Below are 21,821 nucleotides of genomic sequence, written 5' to 3' on the forward strand. Positions count from 1 at the left end.
TACACTGACTTGAAATCTGCTCTAAACAGTCTCCAAGTATATCCAGCGTTTTCTACTGCAATACTTTTTTTCCAGAGCCCATTTTTTGTAGCATTCAAAAAATTTCCATTTCTGAATGCTACAAAAGCTGGCGGCTCGTTTCAACTGCACAATGCCGCAGAAAGCCACTCCTTCCACCACATTAGCCGCCGCCGTGCGCACGTACCTGGGCTTGTCGCAGGAGCAGTTGGCGGCCTACCTGGGCGTTTCGCGGGGGCAGGTAGCGCACCTGGAGGCGGGGCGCCGGCAGTTGGCGGCCGAACCAGGCCAGCTGCTGCGGAAGCTGGCGGCGCAGTTACCGCCGCCGCTGGGTTCGGCCACCAAAACAGCCCTCAATCCCACTGGCATATCTGCGTCTTCCCGGTCGGGGGCGAAGGTATTGCGGCGGCGGCTGGCAACATGCCATTGGCAGCTGGCCAACCTGCGCGTGGAGCTGGCCCGCGAGGATGCCCGGGTAGAGCTGGCACACCGCTGGCAGCAATTAAGGGCGGACGGGCCGGAGCAGCTGCCCGCTGATAATGTTGCCGCGCTACGGCGCCACCAATTACTGCGGCACTGGACTGCCACCACCGCCCAGGCTCTTGGTGCCGGGGCCGTGGCTGCGCGCTACCTGCTGGCGTTGCGCATCCGGTTTACAGCTGCGGAAGTGGCCGCGCTGGAAGAAATTCTGGCAAGCTGAGCAGCACTTAAATCACTACCTGATAAATATTTAACCAGCAACGACGAGCCGAACAATAACGAATAAATCAGGGGCGTTGAGAGGGCATCATGCATCTTCCACCTCTTTCCCTTATTCCTATGGATTACACCGTGAGTGCACTGACTACCGCAGCCGACTGCGACAAGCTGCTGGTCGAAGCTAAGAGCGACGTAAAGGCGCTCCGCCACCGGGCCACTAACCTGGATTATGCCCGCGACTCCACCAGCGAGGCGACCACCGAAAACCAGGCGACGCTGGCCGGCCTCGACGCCGGGATTCAGGCCCTGACCAGCGTTATTCCAACGCTGGCGGAGGGTACCAAGGCGCGCAAAAACAGCGAAATCGATTTACGTACTGCTACCTATCGGCGCGCCCGGCTCACCGATAAGCAGGAGGCTCGGGGCCCGGTAGCCCTGCTCACCCGCGAGCGGGACCTGGCCGAAACCGAGGCGTAGCTAACGGAAGTGACTACCTTCATAGATGCGGTAACCGCCCGCAAAGCCAGCTTGTAAGCGGGGAGACAAAGGAATTCGCCCGCTTCGGAGCAATCCGGGGCGGGCATTTTTGTGTGAAGACGCAACAGCTACAATGTGGTTGTTGCCAGCTCCACATTCGCCTATGATAGACTTATTATCAATTATTTACATCGGTATAATAGTGCCAGATACCAAGGTTGTTTAGCAAATCCGTCTGCTGCTGTAGAGACGCAATATTTTGCGTCTCATCGTTGAACGGCCATGCCACACACCAAACATTAGCAACGACGAGACGCAAAATATTGCGTCTCTACAACAGGGCACACCGTTCGCGAGACGGCTATAGCCCCCACCAGCAACCGGTCAGTTACAAGTAACTATTCCTCGTCCTCCGCCGGAGGCTGATATGTTTTGGGCGGGTGTCCCATCCCCCCCTTCCCAGTCCAGACCGTCTGTTTATGGAAAAAGGCACCGTAGTCTCGATTTACCCCGAAAGTACTGTCAGTAGTAATGTCATAGTAAAACAGACTAGCCGGGCGAGCATTGGGCGGAAGTGCAGCCACTTCGACCCGCTGCTTTTTGCTGGTGCGCAACTTATCATATCGGGCTAACAGTAGGGCATCGTAACGGCTTGCTTTGCCACTAAACAAGTCGCAATAGGCTAGTGCGGCATTATTGCTGGCCCGGCCGACGTCTCGGCGGGTCACGCGCAGGTTGTGGTCGGTGGCCAGGTTGAGCAGCAGGCCGGCCCAGAGTAGCGCGGCTACGGGGCGCGGCCAGGAGCCTGCTGTAGTCAGCCGCCGTTGCCAGGCCGACGACCGGGTTACGACTACGGTTGCCAACAATACAGTAAACCAGCTTAGCAGAAACAACAGATATAATGCGGCGCGGGCGCGGGGCGGCATTAGCCCCCCCGTGGCCCAATAGCTCGGCATAGCCGATACCGGCAGGATAAGCAGGAGGGTAATTCCTGCAACGAGCAGTTGTTTCGGCCGCAGGGCCACCAGCAGTACCAGGGCCGGAGCCTGTTTCACCCCACCTACCAGCCGTACCAGCGCCGGCACCGCCAGCACCGACCCAAACAGCAGCACTCCGCTACTCAGCCAGTTAAGCAGCAGATAGCTCATTGCCACCGGGGGCCCTAGTAGTACCTTATGCCAGGGCACCGCTATATCGATGATGGCAGCCCGTGCCATATTGCCGGGAGCCAGCAGCGAAAAGGCCAGCGCCCCGCAAAACCAACTCAAAAGGCCCAACAGCTGCCACCGACGCTTCTTGCGCCGCGGCCGACGCCGCCACCACTCCCAGCCACACAGCCCCACTATTACAGCCAACAAGGGCAGGGCAATTATCTCATTCGACCATAGCACGCAGGTGCCCAGAATTAGATTCAGAACCAGCCACACCGTGCGGTGACGGGCCTCCGCCGGCCACCACTGCACAACCACCGCCAGCCAGAACACCAGCAGCGCGCAAGGAATGGTGTACACGGCCAGGCCATTGAACCAGTACACCGATTCCGCCACGCTCGGGTTCTGCACCAGCCAAAGGGCGAGAAGAACCCCGGTGGCCAGCAGCTTGGCACCTCCCTCCCACGCCTGCTTCACAACAGCCGCTACCAGGGCATACAGACTGCTACCCAGTAGGACTAAGGTACCTAAAGGGGCCAGCCAGTAGTTGGCTAAGCCTCTGTCGTATACCAGCGGACTCGCTTCAGTGAGCACTACCGACGTAAAGAGTCGGCCCGTGAGGTGCTGATACAGGTCCTGCTGTATGGTCCAGAAGCCAGCGTTGCGCCGTTGCACGGCATCGGAAAAATCATCAAAAGCCGGGTGACTGTAAAAGCACAGGACCACGAAGGGCAGAATCGTCAGAAAGACCAATAGGGCCGCCAGGGCTTTTTGCGTGCGCATAAGCTAAAGTTAGGTACGGAGACCAGCAAGCTTACTCATACACTTCCTTTACCACGTATAGCGGCCGCTGCCGGGCAGCGTCGAGGCCGCGCCAGACGTACTCGCCGATGATGCCCAGCGCCGTCATCTGAAAAGCCGACACAAATAATAGCACCACCATCAACGCCGACCAGCCTTCAGGCTCCTCGCTGCCGAACAGCCGCAGGCCAATGATATATAGGCCGTAGGAAAAGGCGGCCAGCCCCAGCCCCAGCCCCATAACCGAAATGGCCCGGATAGGAAAGAAGGAGAAGGCCAATATGGAATCAATGAACAGCTTGGCCTTTTTCTTTAACGTCCAGCGCGACTTGCCGATTTCGCGCTTGCGGCGCACGTAGGGAATGTTCACGTAAGGATAACCCAGCCAGACCATCAGGTAGAACAGGTTGCTGTTGCGCTCCTGCATACCGGTGATATGCTCGGCTACCTGACGGTCAAAAAACACGAAATCGAAGCCCCCATCCGGAATATTAGGCAGCGCAATTTTCTTCATCAGCACGTGGAAAGTCCGGGCTAAGAACTGCTGCAGACCCGTTTCTTCGCGGTCCTGGCGGTTACCAATGATGAGTTTGAAGCCCTGCTGCCAGTAAGCATACATCTGCACCATCAGCGCGGGCGGATCCTGCATGTCGGCCGTGATGATGACCATGCATTCACCGGTAGCGTGGGCCATACCGGCCACAATTGCGTTGTAAGAACCCACGTTGCCCGCCAGATCCACGATGCGCACCCGATTATGATACTGCGCTTGGGCTCGTTGCAGGGCCCCGAGCGTATCGTCACCCGAGCCGTCGTTCACGAACACATACTCAAACTCCACCTCCGGTGGGAAGTTGGCTTCGTTGGACACCAACTCGCCCACGGTTACCGGGATATTATCCTCGTTATAGTAGCATGGAACGATGATAGATAGTTTAGTCATACATGGTGGTGCAAATTTTGATTAACAGAAACAAAGCGCAAAATATTCGAAAACTCAATTCAATAGTTATACGTAAGCAAAAAATCCATCATATATATGATAAAATTGCGAGTGGTAAATGCGTCCACACGCGTAAGTGTAAGCATATTTTGATAACAGACAAAAATTTAATTAGGTGACCATATATATTGCTGTTCATGAATTAACCAGGAGAATCTTAAACATAAAATAACAAAGCATATATAACAACACACCACAAATATTTTCACATAAATATCCTTATTCAACCATTTATTCAACATGATGCTTTTCCATTCAAAAGACAATAATGCGTACATAATTAAGTGAATTGGAATAAAAAAACGCGTTTCCATTGCCATAAGAGAAGCCACAATACAAGGTGATATTAAAATTAATATTGCTAATATATTTACTATAGGAATACTTTTTACATTCCTTAACATTGGCCAAGCAAGTAGTAGCACACCGAACCAAATAGTATAGTTCACGACAGGGAGCAAGAGAGTAAAATCCTGAATCGGCCGACGTATATACGGAGTATTATGATGTTGATCGAATCCGTTGAAAGCTTGCCTCAAATAGATACCGACCATCTCAATAGGGTTATTAGCTACTAGCTCTAAATATTGTGTCTTGCTCGTAAATACCACTCCCCAAAGTTTACTCGACTTATATCCATTATCATTTAATAAACGGTTTCCAGCAGGATTGCGATAAAACACTACAGCGTTGCGTCCCCCTGGTGCGCTACCAAATGCAGTTTCGAATTTTTGCATTTGCAATGCCCATCCTAATTGTGCAAGTAGCAAATCAGTACCTCGGTCTGTTTGGTTTTTGGTTAACACTAAAGGTGTGTTTTCTTTAAACACTTTATTATTTATATACAACTGGGGTAGCATTGGCAGGCCTATGCCAACTATAATAATCACAAAGTTAAGTATTTTTCTAAAAAACTTTAATTCACCTTTTATCGAATACTGAGATATAATTATAAAAAATGGAACACTGATTATATAAACGGGTCTAAAATTGACTGCGGCTCCAAATAATATTCCTGCTATTAAAATAAATATAATTTTATTATTATTATTATTGAGAAGCATCAAAAGACTCAAGCCCAAAAAAAGCATGGCAGGAAAATCAGTTAAGGTATAATTAAAATAGCCAATCCAAAAGAATAAAGACAATCCAGTAAATAAAATTAGTTTAATTGGAGTTATAATACAGCTGGGTCTAATAATTAGATATAATTTGGGTACAACAAAACCAAAAAGAATAGCAGCAATAATTGAATTAAATAAAATAGTCATAAAAGATTGAGATGCGAAATCAAAATATACAATCGCCTTTATTGGCATCAGTAATAATGGGAATAAATAGCCGCGTAAAGATGAGTCAAAGTTAAGTAGTGACAAATTACCGTCCTTACGAAAACGGGACGCTAATCCCCAATAAACGTCCGCATCTCCCCCTACGCCAGGACCATGGTAACCAAATATCATTAATAAACTAAAAATAATTATAAATACACATACAACAAAGTACCAATATAATTTATCATTGGATCGAAAATTAAGCTCATTAAATCGCATGTTAGCAAGATTAATGTGAGAGATTTTAATTAAATTAATATTTATAGCAGTTTCGCGAACCGTAGACCCAGGATGTAGAGACGCATATTTGCGTCTTGTCGCTCGCGACGCTGTTACGGCATCTTTCTACGAGGAGATGCAAATATGCGTCTCTACACCCGGCTGGACACACCGTTCGCGAAACCGCTATACAATAAAACACAATATTACTATATATCACTTTCATAAACAACATAGCATGCCGGATGTAGCTTCTCATTGTAAAGTGTTGCCGGAATAAAGATACGGGCGACAAGACGCAAAAAATGCATCTATGTATTTTCGAATCTCTACTTCAAGCAACTGCTACAATAATCCACTCTATTCGAATTAAATAGGCATAACGAATTTGCACGCCTCTTTGCTTGAAACATCACACCACAATAGTAGCATGACGCTCAGCGTAAATTCCACGTAGTAGTGCATCATGTTAGGTTCTTTAGTCTTTGAAGTTATAGATATTTGCTGCCACAGCTTTAACCTGCTCCTCACTCATGCCAGGGTACATTGGTAAGCTTAGGCAAGTAGCGGCCAGTTCTTCAGCAATGCAAAAGGACCCAGACGGTAGCTGCATGGTAGCGTAGGCCTGCTGGCGGTGCGGCGGCACGGGGTAGTGAATCATCGTGCCAATGCCTTGAGCCGTGAGGTGCTGCTGCAATGCCTCTCGTTTCGGCGTGTGCACCACATAGAGGTGGTAGACGTGGGTAGCACCTTTTGCTATTACCGGCAGCCGCAGCCCGGCAATGCCGGCCAAGTGCTGGTCGTACCAGGCCGCCACTTGCTGGCGCTGGCGCGTCCACTCGGGCAGGTGGCGCAGCTTCACTTCCAGCACGGCCGCCTGCAGTTCGTCAAGGCGGGAGTTGTAGCCCACCACTTCGTTGTAGTATTTCTGCTGCGAGCCATAATTGCGCAGTACTCTCACCTTCTGATCCAGCGCATCATCATTGGTAGTCACCGCCCCAGCGTCACCTAGTGCCCCCAGATTTTTGCCGGGATAGAAACTCGTGCCGTTCACAGCACCGAAGCTGCCAGTGATCTGCCCATTAAAGGCAGCACCTTGCGCTTGGGCATTGTCTTCCACCACATATAGGTTATACTCAGCAGCCAGTGCCATAATCGCGCCCATCTCGCAGGCCTGCCCATACAGGTGCACTGGCATAATGGCGCGGGTGCGTGGCGTGATGGCAGCGGCAATAAGGGAGGGGTCGAGGTTGCTCGTAGCCGGATTGGGCTCCACGGGCACGGGTGTGGCCCCCACTTGCGTTACGGCCAGCCAGGTGGCGATGTATGTATTGGAAGGAACAATCACCTCGTCGCCAGGGCCAATTTCCAACACTCGCAACGCCAGCACTAGTGCATCGAGGCCATTAGCCACACCTACGGTGTGAGTTACCTGATTGAAGTCACAGTACGCCTGCTCAAACTTTTTTACTTCGTCGCCTAACACGTACCAGTACGAGTCATACACGCGGCCTACGGCGGCCATAATTTCCTCGCGCACCGCTACATGTTGCGGCTGAAAAGAAAGAAACGGAACAGTTAAAGTATTCATTGGACAGAATCTTAGTACTTCTTCAATTTGAAATTATATTTGAGAAAAGGGCTGATTGACAAAGTTTATCAGCCCTCGTGGCAAGCCAGTACATGGCTGGTGCTACCCAGCCGGAAGCCCAGCTTCTCGCAGGTACGGAACACGGCTCCGTTGGTGGCCTGCGTAGTCATAAGTACCTGCGGCAGGGACAGCGCGGCGGCCCTGCGCACGGTTTCAGCTACCAGCTTCAGGTGCCAGCCCCGATTAGCCGGCCCCACGGCCGTCAGCAGCACCCGCGATGAGCCGCTGCCCGGTACTCCGGCTTCGGCCGGCGTATCGGCTATGGCCAGAAACGAATCGACGGGCAACCCCGGCTCGTTGGGCACTAGCACGGCATCGGCGTACGATCCTTCGGTAGCGGCTTCGGCGTAGCGGGCCAGCAGCGCATCGGCGCGGGCCTCCCCAAACCAGGGGTCGGCATGGAACCGGTCATATTCGTTGCGGGCCGTGGCGGAAATACGGCCAATGTAAGTGGCCTCATCAACTCGGGCCAGCCGCACGGGCGCGGGCGCTGATAAAGTAGCCTCGGCTACCGGGCAGTAAAAGTTCAGCCGGGTTTCTACCAGCCGCCAGCCCCCGGCGGTCAGGGCCTGCAACAATTCTATATCCTCCGCGGGCACCACGCTGAAAGCATAGTACGCCCCGCGGGCCGCCAGCGTCGTGCGCAGCTGCTGCGCGGCTAAGGCCAGCGCAGCCGGTGAAACCTTCGCTCCGAATATCCCCGTGAACAACCGGTAGGTATCGGTCCCGAAAAATTCTGTATCCCAGGGCAGGTGCTGCATTAGCCACTGACTATGGCTATCTGCGGACGTGAGCACCTCCTCCCCCGCCCCACCCCCGAAGCGCGCCGCCGCGCCCGTGCCGGAACGCTGCTGCTGGGGCTCCCGCGGCAGCTGCCGCAGAAAGTGCGTCGGTGAGTGCCGGAACAACGCGTCGGCCCGGGCTCCTATCCAGTCAGCTTTGGCAGCAGCTACACTTGTGGACCCCATACGCGCTTGAAGTCTTCGTATTCCCGAATGTAATCCGCCTCCTGGTACGGTGCTGAAGCAAATACCAGCTGCACCGCCGAGTGCGAATACTGCATGGTGTGCCAAGCCTGGGGCGGTACGTAGAGGCCCATGTTCGGGTCTTCCAGCCGGAATAGCTCAATAGTACCATCGGCCAGCTCAGTAGTTACCGTAATGCGGCCGGCGGCGGCAATCAGCACTTGCTCGGTGCGGTGGTGGGCGTGGCGGCCGCGCACAATGCTTTCGGGCGTGTAATAGGTCCAGAAGATGCGTTGCACCGCAAAAGGCACCAGCTGACTCTGTTCGGTGACGGAGATATAGCCGATGCCCGGCTCCCCCAGCTTCGGAAACTCAATTAGGTGCGGCTTAGGAAACTCAGCCATAGGATATAGAAAGCAAGGTTAGTCCGCAGGTTTTTCACCTTCGGGCCCGGCAAAGGTAGCGTTTCGCTGGCAGTAGACCGCCTCTCAAGTATCGTTAGTAGTATATTCTCAGGGTTTAACGCGGATCGATGCCGCACCCTGCCTTACTTTTTTCATAAACTGCGCTTGAACAGCACCAGTTGCTACCAACCCAGGTTGCGCAGTAGCTGGCCTAAACGACGTTGGGTGTGAAGCTAAGCCCCGCACCCAACGTCGTTCTTCGCAACCTGTACTTGCCATGCGCCCGGTGTAAGCGCTTGCCTGGCCTGCGGGCAACCACCCTCCTACCCTTGCCCCTAATAGTATACTTCTGGTATAGCTCATCCCGGTCAGAACCCGGGCAGATGTAGGCTACTTATAGGGTGGCTATAGGCTTTTGGGCTGATTCTGACTTTTTCTCGTTCTGGCTAAGCGTAGTATTATTCCAGGCTCACCGTCAACTGCGCCTCATTACCCGGCCGGTCGTGGGCAACTGCCTGTAGCTGCCGCACAGCCGTTGCCGGGTGCAGTTGTGTTGTTTCGTACGCCCACCAGTCGGCGCCCTCCTGTTGGGCCGCGCCCTCTTCCAGCACCCGCCCGGCGGCGTCTAGTACCCACACCCACACCGCCCTCACCCCATAGGGGTTACAGGCGTGAATGCGCAGGCGCGTCCCGGTTTGCCCGTGGTAGCCATCGGCCTCCACCGCCAGCAGCTGCGGGGGCTTGAGAAAATCGGCCAGCGCCATGCTGTATACGCTGGCAAAGCGGCCCGGCTGCACAAAGGGCTGGTAGTACGCCCGTCCCTCGGCGCAGGCCTGCTGTGCGTGCCCGTAGTCCGCAGCCGCTCTGAACCGCTTCCGGTACTGCTGCTGCGCGGCCGAACCCGGCCGCTTTTTAATGGTCGGGGCCTGTTGGACGTAGGTGGTGCCGTCGGCGCTCATCCAGAACACTAGGTTACCAATGCGTCCGCTGAGGCCAGCAATACCCGAACCCGCTTCCATCTTTACCCGTGCCATAGCTACCGCCGTTTAGTACGGTTCAAGATAGCGCTTCTGGAAAGAAATCGGGCATGCTGGCAACTCCCTAAAACGAGTACCCCGGGGCTGGGTTCCGGTCCGTTGAACAGGCCCGTTAGTAGCCGTTCTATGGACCGGAGCCCAGCCCCGGGGTACTCGCTCAACCTTTCTAAAAGCTGCGGGGCGTATTGTCCACCTTGCCGGCCATTACCTCGCTCACGTGCTCCTTGAAGTATTCCAGCGTCCGGCGCAGGCCCTCGGCTCGGTCTACTTTAGGCTCCCAACCTAGGATTTCGCGGGCCTTAGTAATATCGGGCTTGCGCTTCATGGGGTCATTCTGGGGCAGTTCTTGGAACGTGGGCTTAAACTCCACATTCATCAGGCGAGCAATTTCCTCGCCGAACTCCTTGATGCTGATTTCGTCGGGGTTGCCGATGTTGACAGGCAGAGCGTAGTCGCTCAGCAACAAGCGGTAGATACCTTCCACTAAGTCGTCGACGTAGCAAAACGAGCGGGTCTGGGAACCGTCGCCAAATACGGTCAGGTTTTCACCGCGCAACGCTTGGCTCAAGAAGGCAGGCAACACGCGGCCGTCATTGAGGCGCATACGCGGGCCGTAAGTGTTGAAGATGCGCACGATGCGGGTTTCCAGGCCGTGGTGGTTGTGGTAGGCCATAGTGATGGCCTCCTGGAAACGCTTGGCTTCGTCGTAGCAGCCGCGAGGCCCTACGGGGTTCACGTTGCCGAAATACTCTTCCACCTGCGGGTGAATTTCTGGGTCGCCGTATACCTCCGAGGTGCTGGCAATCAGCATACGGGCACCCTTCACGCGGGCCAGACCCAGCAGGTTATGGGTGCCGAGCGAACCTACTTTCAGGGTTTGGATCGGAATTTTGAGGTAATCGATGGGCGAGGCCGGCGAAGCGAAGTGCAGGATGTAGTCCAGCTTACCAGGTACGAACACGAACTTGCTCACATCGGCGTGGTGGAACTCGAAGTGCTCGTTGCCAAACAGATGCTCGATGTTGGCCAAGTCGCCGGTAATAAGGTTATCCATGGCAATGACATGGTAACCTTCGGCTAGAAACCGGTCGCAGAGGTGGGAGCCCAGAAAGCCGGCCCCGCCAGTGATGAGTACGCGTTTTTGATTAGACATACAGAGAAATTCTAAAGGAAAAGCAGGCAGCAACAGCAGGGATACTGCCAGGAAATTTAAGCCGGCTCCTGATGTCCGGTCCGGACGCCGATGCAGTGGTAGGCGAAACCGGCTTGCTCCAGTTCCTGCTTGTCGTAAATGTTGCGGCCGTCGAAGATAACCTTCTGCTTCATCAAGCGGCTCACTACGGTGAAGTTGGGAACTCGGAATTCGGGCCACTCCGTCACGATGAGCAGCGCGTCGGCATCTATAAGGGCTTCCATCTGGTCGTCGGCGTACGTGATTCGGTCGCCGAGCGAATGCTTGGCTTCGGCCACAGCTACCGGATCGTAAGCTGATACGGAGCAGCCTTCGGCCAGTAGCTTTTCAATGATAACTAACGAGGGAGCCTCGCGCATATCATCGGTTTTGGGCTTGAACGACAGACCCCAGACGGCCATTTTCTTGCCTTTCAGCTCGCCTCCAAAGTGCTTTTTCACCTTGTTGAACAGCACTTCCTTCTGGCCTTCGTTCACGCTTTCCACCGCCTGCAGCACCTGCATCTGGTAGCCGTTTTCCTGGGCCGTTTTAATAAGTGCCTTCACATCTTTGGGGAAGCAGGAGCCGCCGTAGCCGATACCAGGATAGATGAACTTGGGACCGATGCGGGCGTCGGAACCGATGCCGCGGCGTACCATGTTCACATCGGCCCCCATGATTTCGCATAGGTTGGCAATGTCGTTCATGAACGATATTTTAGTAGCCAGCATGGAGTTGGCCGCGTACTTCGTCATTTCGGCCGACGGAATATCCATGAAGATAATTGGGTGGCCATTGAGCAGGAAAGGCTTGTACAGGCGGTTCATCACCTCCTCGGCCCGCTCAGAAGCCACACCTACCACAATGCGGTCGGGCTTGAGGAAGTCATCGATGGCAGCACCTTCCTTAAGGAATTCAGGATTGGACGCCACGTCGAAGTCAATCTGGGCACCCCGCTTTTCGAGGGCCTGCTCTATTTCGCGGCGCACTTTGGCCGCCGTGCCCACCGGAACCGTGCTTTTGGTTACAATTACGCCATAGGAGTTCATGTGCTCACCAATGCCGCGGGCTACAGCCAGCACGTACTTCAGGTCGGCCGAGCCGTCTTCGCCGGGGGGCGTACCCACCGCAATAAAAGCCACGTCGCAGTCCTTGATGGCCGCACCCAGGTCGGTGCTGAAATGCAAACGCTTAGCTTCAACGTTGCGGGTAACCATTTCCTCCAACCCGGGCTCGTAGATGGGTAGAATACCCTGACGCAGATTGTCGATTTTGCGCTGGTCGATATCGATGCACGTGACGTCGATGCCTACCTCGGCAAAGCAAGTACCCGTTACCAAGCCCACATAGCCGGTGCCTACAACTGCAATTTTCATATAGTAAAGTTCGGTTGAACGCGAGTCTGTCTTTTGAAGTCGCAAAGTTACGCTATTGCAGCAAGCCGTATTTTACAATGCAATAAATGGCCTGAAAACCGTCGCGCCAGCCTATTTTCTTGCCCTCGGCATACGTGCGACCGTAGTAGCTGATGCCTACTTCGTAGATACGGACGCCAGGTATACGGGCCATTTTCAGGGTTACTTCGGGTTCGAAGCCAAAACGCTTTTCCTGTAGTTGCAGACCCTGCACCAGCTCGCGCCGGAACAGCTTGTAGCAGGTTTCCATATCGGTGAGGTTGAGGTTGGCGCAGGCGTTGCACAGCGCGGTCAGCCACTTATTGCCGATGCTGTGCCAGAAGAACAGGATGCGGTGGGGCTTGCCGCCGATAAAGCGCGAGCCATACACCACATCGGCCACGCCGCGCAGCACGGGAGCCAGCAGCACGTTGTACTCCTGGGGGTCGTATTCCAGATCAGCATCCTGAATGACGATGAACTCGCCGGTGGCTACCCGGATGCCCGTATGCAGCGCGGCACCTTTACCCTGGTTAACGGCGTGACGATGGTAGCTCAGCGGTAGCTCAGGATGTTCGGAGGCGTAGCGCTGCACCTCGGCGGCCGTATTGTCAAACGAACAATCATCCACCACAATCACCTCCTTACCAAAGCCACCAGCCAACTCCACGGCACGGATCTGGTCCAGCACCCGCATGATAGTGGCGCCTTCGTTGTAAGCCGGAATGATGATAGAGAGCTTACGCGTCATTTAAGCCAGTAGCTACCTGCCGGAGCCGATGAAGTTTACTTCGTTACTACCAGAATGGAAGCCAACAGCTATCAGCTGACTGCTAACGGTTCGATCTATCTACGCCATCCACTTCTTCCACCACCACTGGAACACGATGAGGGCCCAGATACGGGCGTGCACGTCGCCCGGGCTGTTGGAGAAGAGTTGCTTCTTGAGTTGCCGAACCGCTTCAACGGAGAAAATGCCCTGAGCCTCGATGAAGCCGTCGGAAAGCAGGTCGTCCTCGATGAGCGGACGCAACTCGCCCCGGAACCACTTGAGCAGTGGGACCTCGAAGCCGTGCTTCGGGCGCTTGTACAACTCCTCGGGTAGCATGGGTCGGAAGGCATCCTGCACGATTTTCTTCTTCATGCCGGCGTCAATCTTGCTGCTCACGGGCAGCGAGAAGGCGAAGTTCACTACGTTGGGGTCGAGGAAGGGCGGGCGAACTTCCAGGGAGTTGGCCATACTCATCATGTCCACCTTGGCCAGCATGTCGTAGGGCAGCACCATGCGCGTATCGGTGAGCAGCACCTCGTTCAGGTCGCCATCGGTATGCAGCCCTTCCAATAGGTCGCGGCGGCGGCGCTCATTCAGCTTTTTGCCGATTTTGCGACGCGCGGCGGGGCTCAGCAGCTGGCGGGCGTCCGTTTCCGAGGCAAACGAAGCCCAGTCCCAATAGCGGTTTTTAGGGCCGCTGAGCATACCGCGCGAGAAGCGCTGAAACTGCCGCACTTTATTACCCAGAAAGGAGTTGCGCGATTTGGGCAGCACGTTCCAGAGCATATCGAGGCCCGCCACGGCTTCGGCTTTGAAGCCGCCCTGCCGCACCTGAAACTCGCCCATGTGCTTGTTGTAACCGGCAAACAGTTCATCGGCACCGTCGCCGCTTAGCGCCACAGTGGCCTTCTCGCGGGTACGCTTGCTGAGGATGTACACGGCCAGGGCCGAGGAGTCGGCGAAAGGCTCATCGAGGTAATTCAGTACGTCGAAGATGTGGTCGTAGAGGTCCTGGTTGCGGAGCGAGAAAACCGTGTGGTTGGTTTTATAGCGCTCGGCTACCAGCTGCGCATACTTGGTTTCGTCGAAGAACGGCTCGTCGGCGAAGCCGATACTGAACGTGTTGAGGTGAGGCGTGTGGCGGGTGGCCAGCGCTACTACCACGCTCGAGTCGATGCCGCCGCTCAAGAAGGCGCCCACGGGTACATCGGCTACGAGGCGGCGGGCAGTAGCATCATCGAGCAACTCTACCAGCTTGGCCTGCTGCTGCTCGTAGGTCGTCTTGTTCTTCTGTACCTTCTTGGGGTCATACGGAATCTTATACCACTGCTTGCGCACTACTTTGCCATCCTTGATGAACATATAGTGGCCGGGCAGCACCTTCTTTACGCCCTTGAAAATAGTAGCCGGACCAGGAATGTAGTTCAGCTGCAGGTACTGGCTCAGCGAAGTGAAATCGAGCTTGCGCGGAATACCCAGCGCCAGCAGCGACTTCATTTCGGAGGCAAACAGCAGCTTATCCTCGTCGCGGTACACGAGCAGGGGCTTCTCGCCCATCCGGTCGCGGGCCACGAACAGCGAGTTCTCCTCCTTGTCGTAAATGGCGAAGGCGAAAAAGCCATTGAGCTTTTTCAGGAAGTTGCGCCCCTCGGCCATGTACAGGTGCAGGATTACCTCGGTATCAGTCTGCGAGTGGAAGGTGTGGCCTTTCTTCAGGAGTTGCTGCCGCAACTCCCGGAAGTTGAAGATTTCCCCATTGAACGCAATGGTATAGCGGCCCGAATCGTCGGTCATGGGCTGGTTGCCATCGGCCGACAGATCGAGAATGGCCAGACGCCGGAAACCCAGCCCACAACCGTCGTAGATAAAGTGCCCTTGCGAGTCGGGCCCGCGGCTGACGATGGCGTCGGTTGAGGCATGCAGGGCGGTCAGCGCGCTACGGCCAACCTCAGTAAAAGCGAATACTCCGGAGATTCCACACATATGGCTGGCAAAAGTACGAACTATTGCGACGTGGGTTGGCAAAAAACTGTGCTGCTCATCCGTAACCAAAGCCGGGCCGCGCTAGTACAACCCTCACTGCCGGGCTGCAACCGGTTGCTAACTCCCGGGCCGGCTTCTGCCCCCCGCCTCCCTCCTACTCCCTTCACCTTCCCTTTTACCACCCGAATATGAGCCTTCAGCAAGATTTTGACGCCGCTGCCCAGCGTATTGACACACTGCCCGGCGAAATGGCCGCCGCACACATGACGGAACTTTACGGCCTATACAAGCAGGCCACCGATGGCGACCACGATGCCAAACGGGACGAAGTAGGCGACGAAACGCCCGATAACCCCAATGGCCCCGGAGGCCTCTCGCAGGGCCAGTGGGATGCCTGGAGCAAGTGCAAGGGGATGTCGCACGAAGAAGCCAAGCAGCAGTACATCAGCCGCGCCGACGAACTGACGCAGCACTATCAGCAGGACCAGCCTAAGTCGGCTTCCAACCAGCCACTGGGCGCGCCCGGTACGGCTGAAGCCAGCCCCACCGCTCAAGCCCAGCAACAGGCCGGCCAGTCGCAAATGGGTGGCCTGAAGGGCGACCTTAAAGACGGGACGCCCTACGGCGGCGAGGATGAATTGAAAAACGCTCAATAATCCACGGATTTAAGCTTCTTTCGAAGACTTTGCTACCCTTTAAAAAGAGAAGCCCAACTCATTGGATGAGCTGGGCTTCTCTTTTTAAAGGGTAGCAAAGTCTTCGAAATGGCTGAATGAACCTGCTTTAGAATCCGAAGCTGTTTAGATCAGTTAGGACGTCATGCTTCATCTGGCGTCCTTTTGACTTTTTAAACAGCTTCTCCATGAAATCCACTTATGTCTGTGCTAATCCGTGGTCCAGATTTTGCCGGGATTCATGATGCCGTGCGGGTCGAACACCTGCTTGATGCCGCGCATCAGGTCCAGGTTAGCTTGCTGAAGCGCAATGCCTATGTAGCCTTTCTGCACCAATCCGATGCCGTGCTCGCCGGAAATAGTACCGCCGAGCTTCACGCAGAGTTCGAATATTTCGGTGATGGGCTGGCGCAGGCCCACGTTCCACATCTCGTCGTCGAGGTCGCCTCGGATGATGTTGACGTGCAGGTTGCCGTCGCCGGCATGGCCGTAGCAGACACTTTTGAAGCCGTAGCGCCGGCCTATTTCTTTCACGCCTTTAAGTAGCGTCGCCAGCTCAGCGCGGGGTACCACAGTATCCTCCTCCTTATACACTGAGTTGTAGCGCACGGCGTTGCCGATATTGCGGCGAATTTTCCACAGCTCGTCTTTCTGGGTGGCATTGTCGGCCAGCAGAATCTCTGCTACATCGTAGCGCTCCAGCACTTCGTACACCTGCTCGGCTTCCTTATAAAGCTGGTCAATATCCTGGCCGTCGAGCTCGATGAGCAAATGCGCCGTTATGTCTTCGGGCAGCGCGAGGGGAATCTGGAGGTATTCGCTGGACCAGGCAATGGCCTCGCGCTCCATGAATTCCATGCCCGACGGGATGATACCGGCGCGGAAAACGGCCGCTACGGCTTCGGCGGCCTGGGCCTCCTGCCGGAAGGGCACCAGCATCAGGATATTGTGCTTCGGGTAGGGCAGTAGCCGGAATACGGCTTTGGTGATGATCCCCAGCGTGCCCTCGGAGCCCACCATCAGCTGGGTGAGGTTGTAGCCGGTGGAGTTTTTAAGCGTGTTGGCAGCCGTCCAGATAATGTCGCCGGTGGGCAGTACGACCTGCAGGTTGAGCACGTAGTCGCGGGTGGTGCCGTATTTCACGGCTTTGGGGCCGCCGCTGCTGTGGGCCAGGTTGCCGCCTAAAAAGCAGCTACCCTTACTGGCCGGGTCGGGCGGATAGAACAGGCCCACCTCTTTCACCGCGTTCTGGAATACCTCGTTGATAACGCCCGGCTCGACAGTGGCCTGCAGGTTGCGCTCATCAATTTCGATGATTTTATTCAGCCGCTCGGTACTCAACACCAACCCCTGATGCAGCGGCAGCGCCCCGCCGCTCAGGCCCGTGCCCGCCCCACGGGCCGTTACCGGGATATGATGCTCGTGGCAGAGGCGCACAATTTGGCTTATCTCGTTGGCGTTAGCGGGCTTTACCACCACATCGGGGGCGTAGTGCAGGTCTTCGGTATGGTCGCGGCCGTAGCCGGCGTACTCGGCGGCTTCGGTGCGCTGGGCCGTAAGCACATAGGCCGGGCCGACAATTTCTTCAAAATGAGCCACTAAGGCCGGAGTCAGCACCTGGAAATCCATGAGCAAGCGAGAGAAAGTGAAGAGGGTGCGTATCTTTGTGCTAATGCAGGAATACAGTACGAAGATAAGTTATTCGGCCTGGTGGCGGCGATGGGCGCTTCCGGTTTTAGTGCTACTGGCGTTGAGTGCGCTGCCGGGCTGCAACGCCGGCAAGGTAAATTACAACAACGGCCGTTACCACTCGGCGCGCGACATGGCGCGCATAAAGGCTTCCGAGCGGGCCCGCGGCCGGGGCCGGGCCCCGGTTACCGTAAAAACCAAGTCGAAAACCGCGGCCGGCCGCACTAAAATAGTCTCACGCCGGCCCGGGGCTGCTCCCATTGCCGCCAATGTTTCCAGACCCATTGCCGAGGTAATCCAAACTGCCCGCTCGTACCAGGGCGTACCTTATAAGTACGGCGGTACTACCCGCCTGGGCATGGACTGCTCGGGGCTGCTGCACGAGTCGTTTGCGGCTATCAATGTCGACATCCCGCGCTCCAGCAACGAGCAGGCGGTGTGGGGTGCCCCCATAAAGCCGCAGGAGCTGCAACCCGGCGACCTGGTATTTTTTGGGGCCTCGCCGGGTAGCAACACCATTACCCATGTAGGAATGGTAACCGTGGCGACGCCTGAGAGTGTGCAGTTTATCCACTCTTCCAGCTCACTGGGTGTTATTGAGAATGCATTGGAAACAGATTATTACCTGAGCCGATTTATTAAGGCCGTAAGACCCAGGTTATGAAATCAACCAGTTACCTTTGCGGCCATTAAGCCTTCCGGAGCTTACGCTTCGTGCTTTGGCTACAGGTTTGAATAAAGCAAACATCACACTCCCGTAACATGTACCGGCCTTTGGGGCCTTACCTTTGCGGAAGCTTTTTACTTTTTTTCAAAAGCCCCTTTTTCACCCATTCCCCTCTTCTATGAGACGCCACCTTTACGCTTCAGTAGCGCTGCTGCCAATGGCCCTTGTATCGGCACACACAGCCTGGGCCCAGGTAACAACTTCGGCCATGAGCGGTGTTGTTACTGATAAATCGGGCGAAGGGTTGCCCGGTGCTACGGTAATTGCCGTCCACACGCCTACCAACACCCAATACGTGGCCCCTACCAATTCGGAAGGTCGCTTTAACATTCAGGGCATGCGTGTGGGCGGACCCTATACGGTGCGCGTTACGTTCGTAGGTTATAAGGAGTCGGTGCGGGAGAACATCTTTCTCACCCTAGGCCAGAACCTGCGCCTCGATGTGAACCTAAATGAGTCGGAGCAGACGCTTGGCGAGGTAGTGGTAACGGGCACACAAGATCGTAATATCAACGCCGGCCGTACTGGTGCTGCTACTACGGTATCGCGCGAGCAAATCCAGCGCCTGCCGACTCTGAGCCGGAGTATCACCGACTTCGTTCGCCTCTCGCCCCAGTCCAACGGCGGCGGTAGCTCCTCGATTGGTGGTGCCAACAACCGTTACAACAACATTACGATTGACGGCGCGGTAAACAACGACGTATTCGGTTTGTCGGGCTCGGGTACGCCCGGCGGCCAGACGGGCACCTCGCCCATCTCACTCGACGCTATCCAGGAAATCCAGGTAGTCGTCGCTCCCTACGATGTAAAGCTGGGCAACTTTACGGGCGGCGGCGTGAATGCCGTAACCCGCTCGGGTACCAACGACCTGTCGGCCTCCGTGTACGCCTTCGGCCGTAACGAGAAATTGGTAGGCAAGAGCGTAACCGAGCCCCGTACGAAGGCAACCGATTTCTACCGCTATCAGACGGGTGCACGCGTAGGTGGCGCTGTTGTAAGAGATAAAGTGTTCTTCTTCGTGAATGCCGAGATTGACCGCCGCAGCTCACCGCTGGGCTTCGACCTAGGCACCGCGGCCTCGCAAATCGACCCGGTGGTGGCTAAAACCATTGCCGACCGCGCGCTGTCGAAATACGGTTATGATGTAGGTAACTACGGCAGCGAAACGCTTCTCACCGAGAGCACTAAAATCTTCGGCCGCCTCGACTTCAACCTCAACCAGAACAACCAGCTGACGATCCGCCACAACTTCATCGATGCCTTCGATGATGCTATTGGCCGCAGCAACACCTCGCTGCAGTACGGCAACAATGCCTACCGCATCAGCAGCAAAACCAACAGTTCGGTACTTGAACTCAACAGCCGCCTGGGTAAGTTCTCCAACAATCTGCTGCTCAGCTACCAGACCGTCCGCGACTCACGTGATGTACCGGGCACGCTCTTCCCGACCTTTGAAATCAACGAGGGCGGTAACCGCTACACCCTGGGTACCCAGCGCAGCTCGGGTTTTAACTCCCTGAACCAGGATATTTTCGAGTTCACCGATAACCTGACCCGCGCATTCGGCAAGCATACCGTTACGCTGGGCACGCACAACGAGTTCTTCAAGTTCAACAACCTGTTCATTAACAACGGGGTGGGCTACTACCAGTTCAACACGCTGGCTGACTTCCTAAACGAGCGTCCTAACCGCCTGCAGGCGGCCTACGCCACCCGCGACGGAGGTGCGGCCCAGTTCAGTGCCATGCAGTTCGGTGCTTATATTCAGGACGAATTCTCGCCCATCGAGAACCTGCGCCTGACCGCCGGTCTTCGCGTCGACGCGCCGTTCTTCTTCGACAAGCCCGGCTTCAACCAAGGCGTTACCACTACGTTCCCGGGCATCCGCACCGATGAACTGCCCAACGGTCAGTTGCTGTTCGCGCCGCGTCTGGGTTTCAACTGGGACGTAAACAACGATGCCCGCCTGCAGCTCCGCGGTGGTACGGGTATCTTCAGCGGCCGGGTGCCATTCGTGTTCCTGTCCAACAACTTCACCAACAGCGGTCTGATTCAGGGCGCGGTGGATGCCCGCCCCACGGGCACGGGTGCCAACACGGTGTACCCAACCATCGTAACCGATCCATCGCAGATTCCGACCGTCTTCGCGGGTTCGGTTTCGCCTAGGTCGGAAATCAACGTATCGAACAAAGACTTCAAGCTGCCCCAAGTGTGGCGTACCAACTTGGCCGTCGACTTCCGTCTGCCTGGTGATGTAATTGCCACATTGGAAGGCATTTACTCGAAGACGCTCAACGACATCTACTACCAAAACATCAACTTGGTGGCTCCAACCGGCCGCTTGGCTGGTCCCGACCAGCGCCCGTTCTATCCGAACGCCCGTCAGGTTAACAGCAAAGACTACACTAACGTGCTGCTGCTTGATAACACGAACAAGGGTTACCGCTACAACGTAACGGGCCAGCTGCAGAAAAACTTCATCAATGGCATCAATACGTCGGCGTCGTACACCTACGGTGTTTCCAAGGAAGTAAACAGCGGCGCCAGCAGCACGGCTCTCTCGAACTGGCAGTTCAACCAGGTACAGTTCGATCCGAACAACCCTGAGTTGGGCTTCTCGCGCAACGACCAGCGCCACCGCGTGCTGCTGACCGGCGGCTATACCTTCCGCTACGCCGGCGATAAGCTCTCGACCAACATCTCGGTTATCTATGAAGGCCTAGCCGGAGCGCCTATCGCCTACGTGTACGGCCTGGGTGGTCGCGACATCAACAACGATGGTGCCTTTGCTAACGACCTGATCTACATCCCGCGTGATGTTCGTAACCCCGCCGAAATCCGCCTCGTAAAGAGCGGCTCGTCGGACACGCGTAGCATCGAGGAAATCCAGAATCAGCTGGATGCCTTCATCGAAAACGACCCCTACCTGCGTAGCAACCGGGGCCAATATGCCGAGCGTTTCGCCGGCCGTACTCCTTGGACCAACCAGGTAGATGTTCGTATTGCTCAGAACATTAACTTCTTGGCTGGCGGCCAGAAGAACTCCTTCCAGATTACGCTTGACGTACAGAACGTGGGCAATCTGGTCAATAAGGACTGGGGTCGTCAGTACTTCGTGAACAACAGCGCCGTTGAATTGCTGCGCGTAGAATCGGCCGCCGCTGGTGCGCAGCCGACCATCTCGTTCCCCGCTACGTTTGCTGCCAACGGCAACCGCGGCTACAGCGAGTCGTTCTTCGGTTCACGCTGGCAGGGACAGTTGGGCTTGCGCTACTCGTTCAACTAAGTCAGTCAGTTAGTTAAGTACCTGAAAACGGGCTGGCAGCGTTGCCAGCCCGTTTTTTTTTGCGCCCTGCCTTGCGGAATCAAAAAGAGCGCGTACTTTTGCCTCACCAAAACGCAACCGGCGGCTTGGTGCAGTACCACGAGGGGGATTAGCTCAGCTGGCTAGAGCGCTTGCATGGCATGCAAGAGGTCATCGGTTCGACTCCGATATTCTCCACTCCCGTTTCGCAACCGGCGAAACGTGTACTACCCCGGGGGATTAGCTCAGCTGGCTAGAGCGCTTGCATGGCATGCAAGAGGTCATCGGTTCGACTCCGATATTCTCCACGGACTACGGATTAGCGCGAATTTTAACGGATTGCGCGGA

At 55.5% G+C, this 21,821-nt stretch carries 17 protein-coding genes and 2 tRNA genes; 7 read left to right on the top strand and 12 right to left on the bottom strand.

Going from position 1 to position 21,821, the window contains the following annotated elements; all coding sequences use genetic code 11:
- The first annotated feature begins 151 nt into the window (after positions 1 to 151).
- Together HW554_RS15600 and HW554_RS15605 are read left to right on the top strand one after the other, a co-directional pair.
- The gene (locus HW554_RS15600) at positions 152 to 718 is read left to right on the top strand and encodes a helix-turn-helix transcriptional regulator (protein WP_176909512.1); all 567 of its coding nucleotides are present in this window, start codon (positions 152 to 154) and stop codon (positions 716 to 718) included.
- Positions 719 to 837: 119 nt separating this feature from the next.
- Complete coding sequence (locus HW554_RS15605; RefSeq protein WP_176909513.1) at positions 838 to 1,194, top strand: hypothetical protein; 357 nt, start codon at positions 838 to 840, stop codon at positions 1,192 to 1,194.
- Positions 1,195 to 1,592: 398 nt separating this feature from the next.
- Here HW554_RS15605 and HW554_RS15610 read toward each other — a convergent pair whose 3' ends face one another.
- The 11 genes from HW554_RS15610 to asnB form a co-directional block, all read right to left on the bottom strand.
- Positions 1,593 to 3,128, bottom strand: a complete 1,536-nt coding sequence (locus HW554_RS15610) for a DUF6056 family protein (RefSeq protein ID WP_176909514.1) — start codon at positions 3,126 to 3,128, stop codon at positions 1,593 to 1,595.
- A 31-nt stretch (positions 3,129 to 3,159) separates the two neighbouring features.
- Positions 3,160 to 4,089, bottom strand: a complete 930-nt coding sequence (locus tag HW554_RS15615; protein ID WP_176909515.1) for a glycosyltransferase family 2 protein — start codon at positions 4,087 to 4,089, stop codon at positions 3,160 to 3,162.
- 167 nt (positions 4,090 to 4,256) lie between these two features.
- Positions 4,257 to 5,612, bottom strand: coding sequence for a hypothetical protein (locus HW554_RS15620; RefSeq protein ID WP_176909516.1), 1,356 nt, complete (start codon positions 5,610 to 5,612; stop codon positions 4,257 to 4,259).
- A gap of 568 nt (positions 5,613 to 6,180) precedes the next feature.
- Complete coding sequence (locus HW554_RS15625; RefSeq protein ID WP_176909517.1) at positions 6,181 to 7,293, bottom strand: DegT/DnrJ/EryC1/StrS family aminotransferase; 1,113 nt, start codon at positions 7,291 to 7,293, stop codon at positions 6,181 to 6,183.
- Positions 7,294 to 7,361: 68 nt separating this feature from the next.
- Positions 7,362 to 8,321, bottom strand: a complete 960-nt coding sequence (locus HW554_RS15630; RefSeq protein WP_176909518.1) for a GNAT family protein — start codon at positions 8,319 to 8,321, stop codon at positions 7,362 to 7,364.
- On the bottom strand, positions 8,303 to 8,722 hold the full coding sequence (locus tag HW554_RS15635; RefSeq protein WP_176909519.1) for a sugar 3,4-ketoisomerase: 420 nt from the start codon (positions 8,720 to 8,722) through the stop codon (positions 8,303 to 8,305). Before HW554_RS15635 ends, HW554_RS15630 begins: the two co-directional genes overlap by 19 nt.
- 458 nt (positions 8,723 to 9,180) lie before the next feature.
- Positions 9,181 to 9,756 carry a hypothetical protein gene (locus HW554_RS15640; protein ID WP_176909520.1) on the bottom strand — a complete coding sequence of 192 codons (576 nt, stop codon included), beginning with the start codon at positions 9,754 to 9,756 and terminating at the stop codon, positions 9,181 to 9,183.
- 169 nt (positions 9,757 to 9,925) lie between these two features.
- Positions 9,926 to 10,912 (bottom strand): UDP-glucuronic acid decarboxylase family protein, encoded by a 987-nt coding sequence (locus HW554_RS15645; protein WP_176909521.1) that lies wholly within the window; start codon positions 10,910 to 10,912, stop codon positions 9,926 to 9,928.
- Positions 10,913 to 10,968: 56 nt separating this feature from the next.
- Positions 10,969 to 12,306: a UDP-glucose dehydrogenase family protein gene (locus HW554_RS15650; protein ID WP_176909522.1), complete on the bottom strand. Its 1,338-nt coding sequence runs from the start codon at positions 12,304 to 12,306 to the stop codon at positions 10,969 to 10,971.
- A 52-nt stretch (positions 12,307 to 12,358) separates the two neighbouring features.
- Complete coding sequence (locus tag HW554_RS15655; protein ID WP_176909523.1) at positions 12,359 to 13,075, bottom strand: glycosyltransferase family 2 protein; 717 nt, start codon at positions 13,073 to 13,075, stop codon at positions 12,359 to 12,361.
- A 99-nt stretch (positions 13,076 to 13,174) separates the two neighbouring features.
- Positions 13,175 to 15,079 (bottom strand): asparagine synthase (glutamine-hydrolyzing), encoded by a 1,905-nt coding sequence (gene asnB / locus HW554_RS15660; RefSeq protein WP_176909524.1) that lies wholly within the window; start codon positions 15,077 to 15,079, stop codon positions 13,175 to 13,177.
- Between the two features lie 188 nt (positions 15,080 to 15,267).
- Here asnB and HW554_RS15665 point away from each other — a divergent pair, with 188 nt between their 5' ends.
- A complete protein-coding gene (locus HW554_RS15665) occupies positions 15,268 to 15,735 on the top strand; it encodes an acyl-CoA-binding protein (RefSeq protein ID WP_176909525.1) in 468 nt (155 codons plus the stop codon).
- Positions 15,736 to 15,963: 228 nt separating this feature from the next.
- On the opposite strand, the gene HW554_RS15670 is transcribed toward HW554_RS15665, so the two are convergent.
- Positions 15,964 to 17,382, bottom strand: coding sequence for an FAD-binding oxidoreductase (locus tag HW554_RS15670; protein WP_176909526.1), 1,419 nt, complete (start codon positions 17,380 to 17,382; stop codon positions 15,964 to 15,966).
- A gap of 109 nt (positions 17,383 to 17,491) precedes the next feature.
- Here HW554_RS15670 and HW554_RS15675 point away from each other — a divergent pair, with 109 nt between their 5' ends.
- From HW554_RS15675 to HW554_RS15690, 4 genes are all read left to right on the top strand, one after another.
- Positions 17,492 to 18,106, top strand: coding sequence for a C40 family peptidase (locus HW554_RS15675; RefSeq protein WP_317170890.1), 615 nt, complete (start codon positions 17,492 to 17,494; stop codon positions 18,104 to 18,106).
- Between the two features lie 181 nt (positions 18,107 to 18,287).
- Positions 18,288 to 21,455: a TonB-dependent receptor gene (locus tag HW554_RS15680; RefSeq protein WP_176909527.1), complete on the top strand. Its 3,168-nt coding sequence runs from the start codon at positions 18,288 to 18,290 to the stop codon at positions 21,453 to 21,455.
- A gap of 142 nt (positions 21,456 to 21,597) precedes the next feature.
- A tRNA-Ala gene (locus HW554_RS15685) sits at positions 21,598 to 21,671 on the top strand.
- Positions 21,672 to 21,707: 36 nt separating this feature from the next.
- A tRNA-Ala gene (locus tag HW554_RS15690) sits at positions 21,708 to 21,781 on the top strand.
- Positions 21,782 to 21,821: the final 40 nt, after the last annotated feature.

The sequence above is a fragment of the Hymenobacter lapidiphilus genome, assembly GCF_013377885.1.
GTDB classification, from domain to species: domain Bacteria; phylum Bacteroidota; class Bacteroidia; order Cytophagales; family Hymenobacteraceae; genus Hymenobacter; species Hymenobacter lapidiphilus.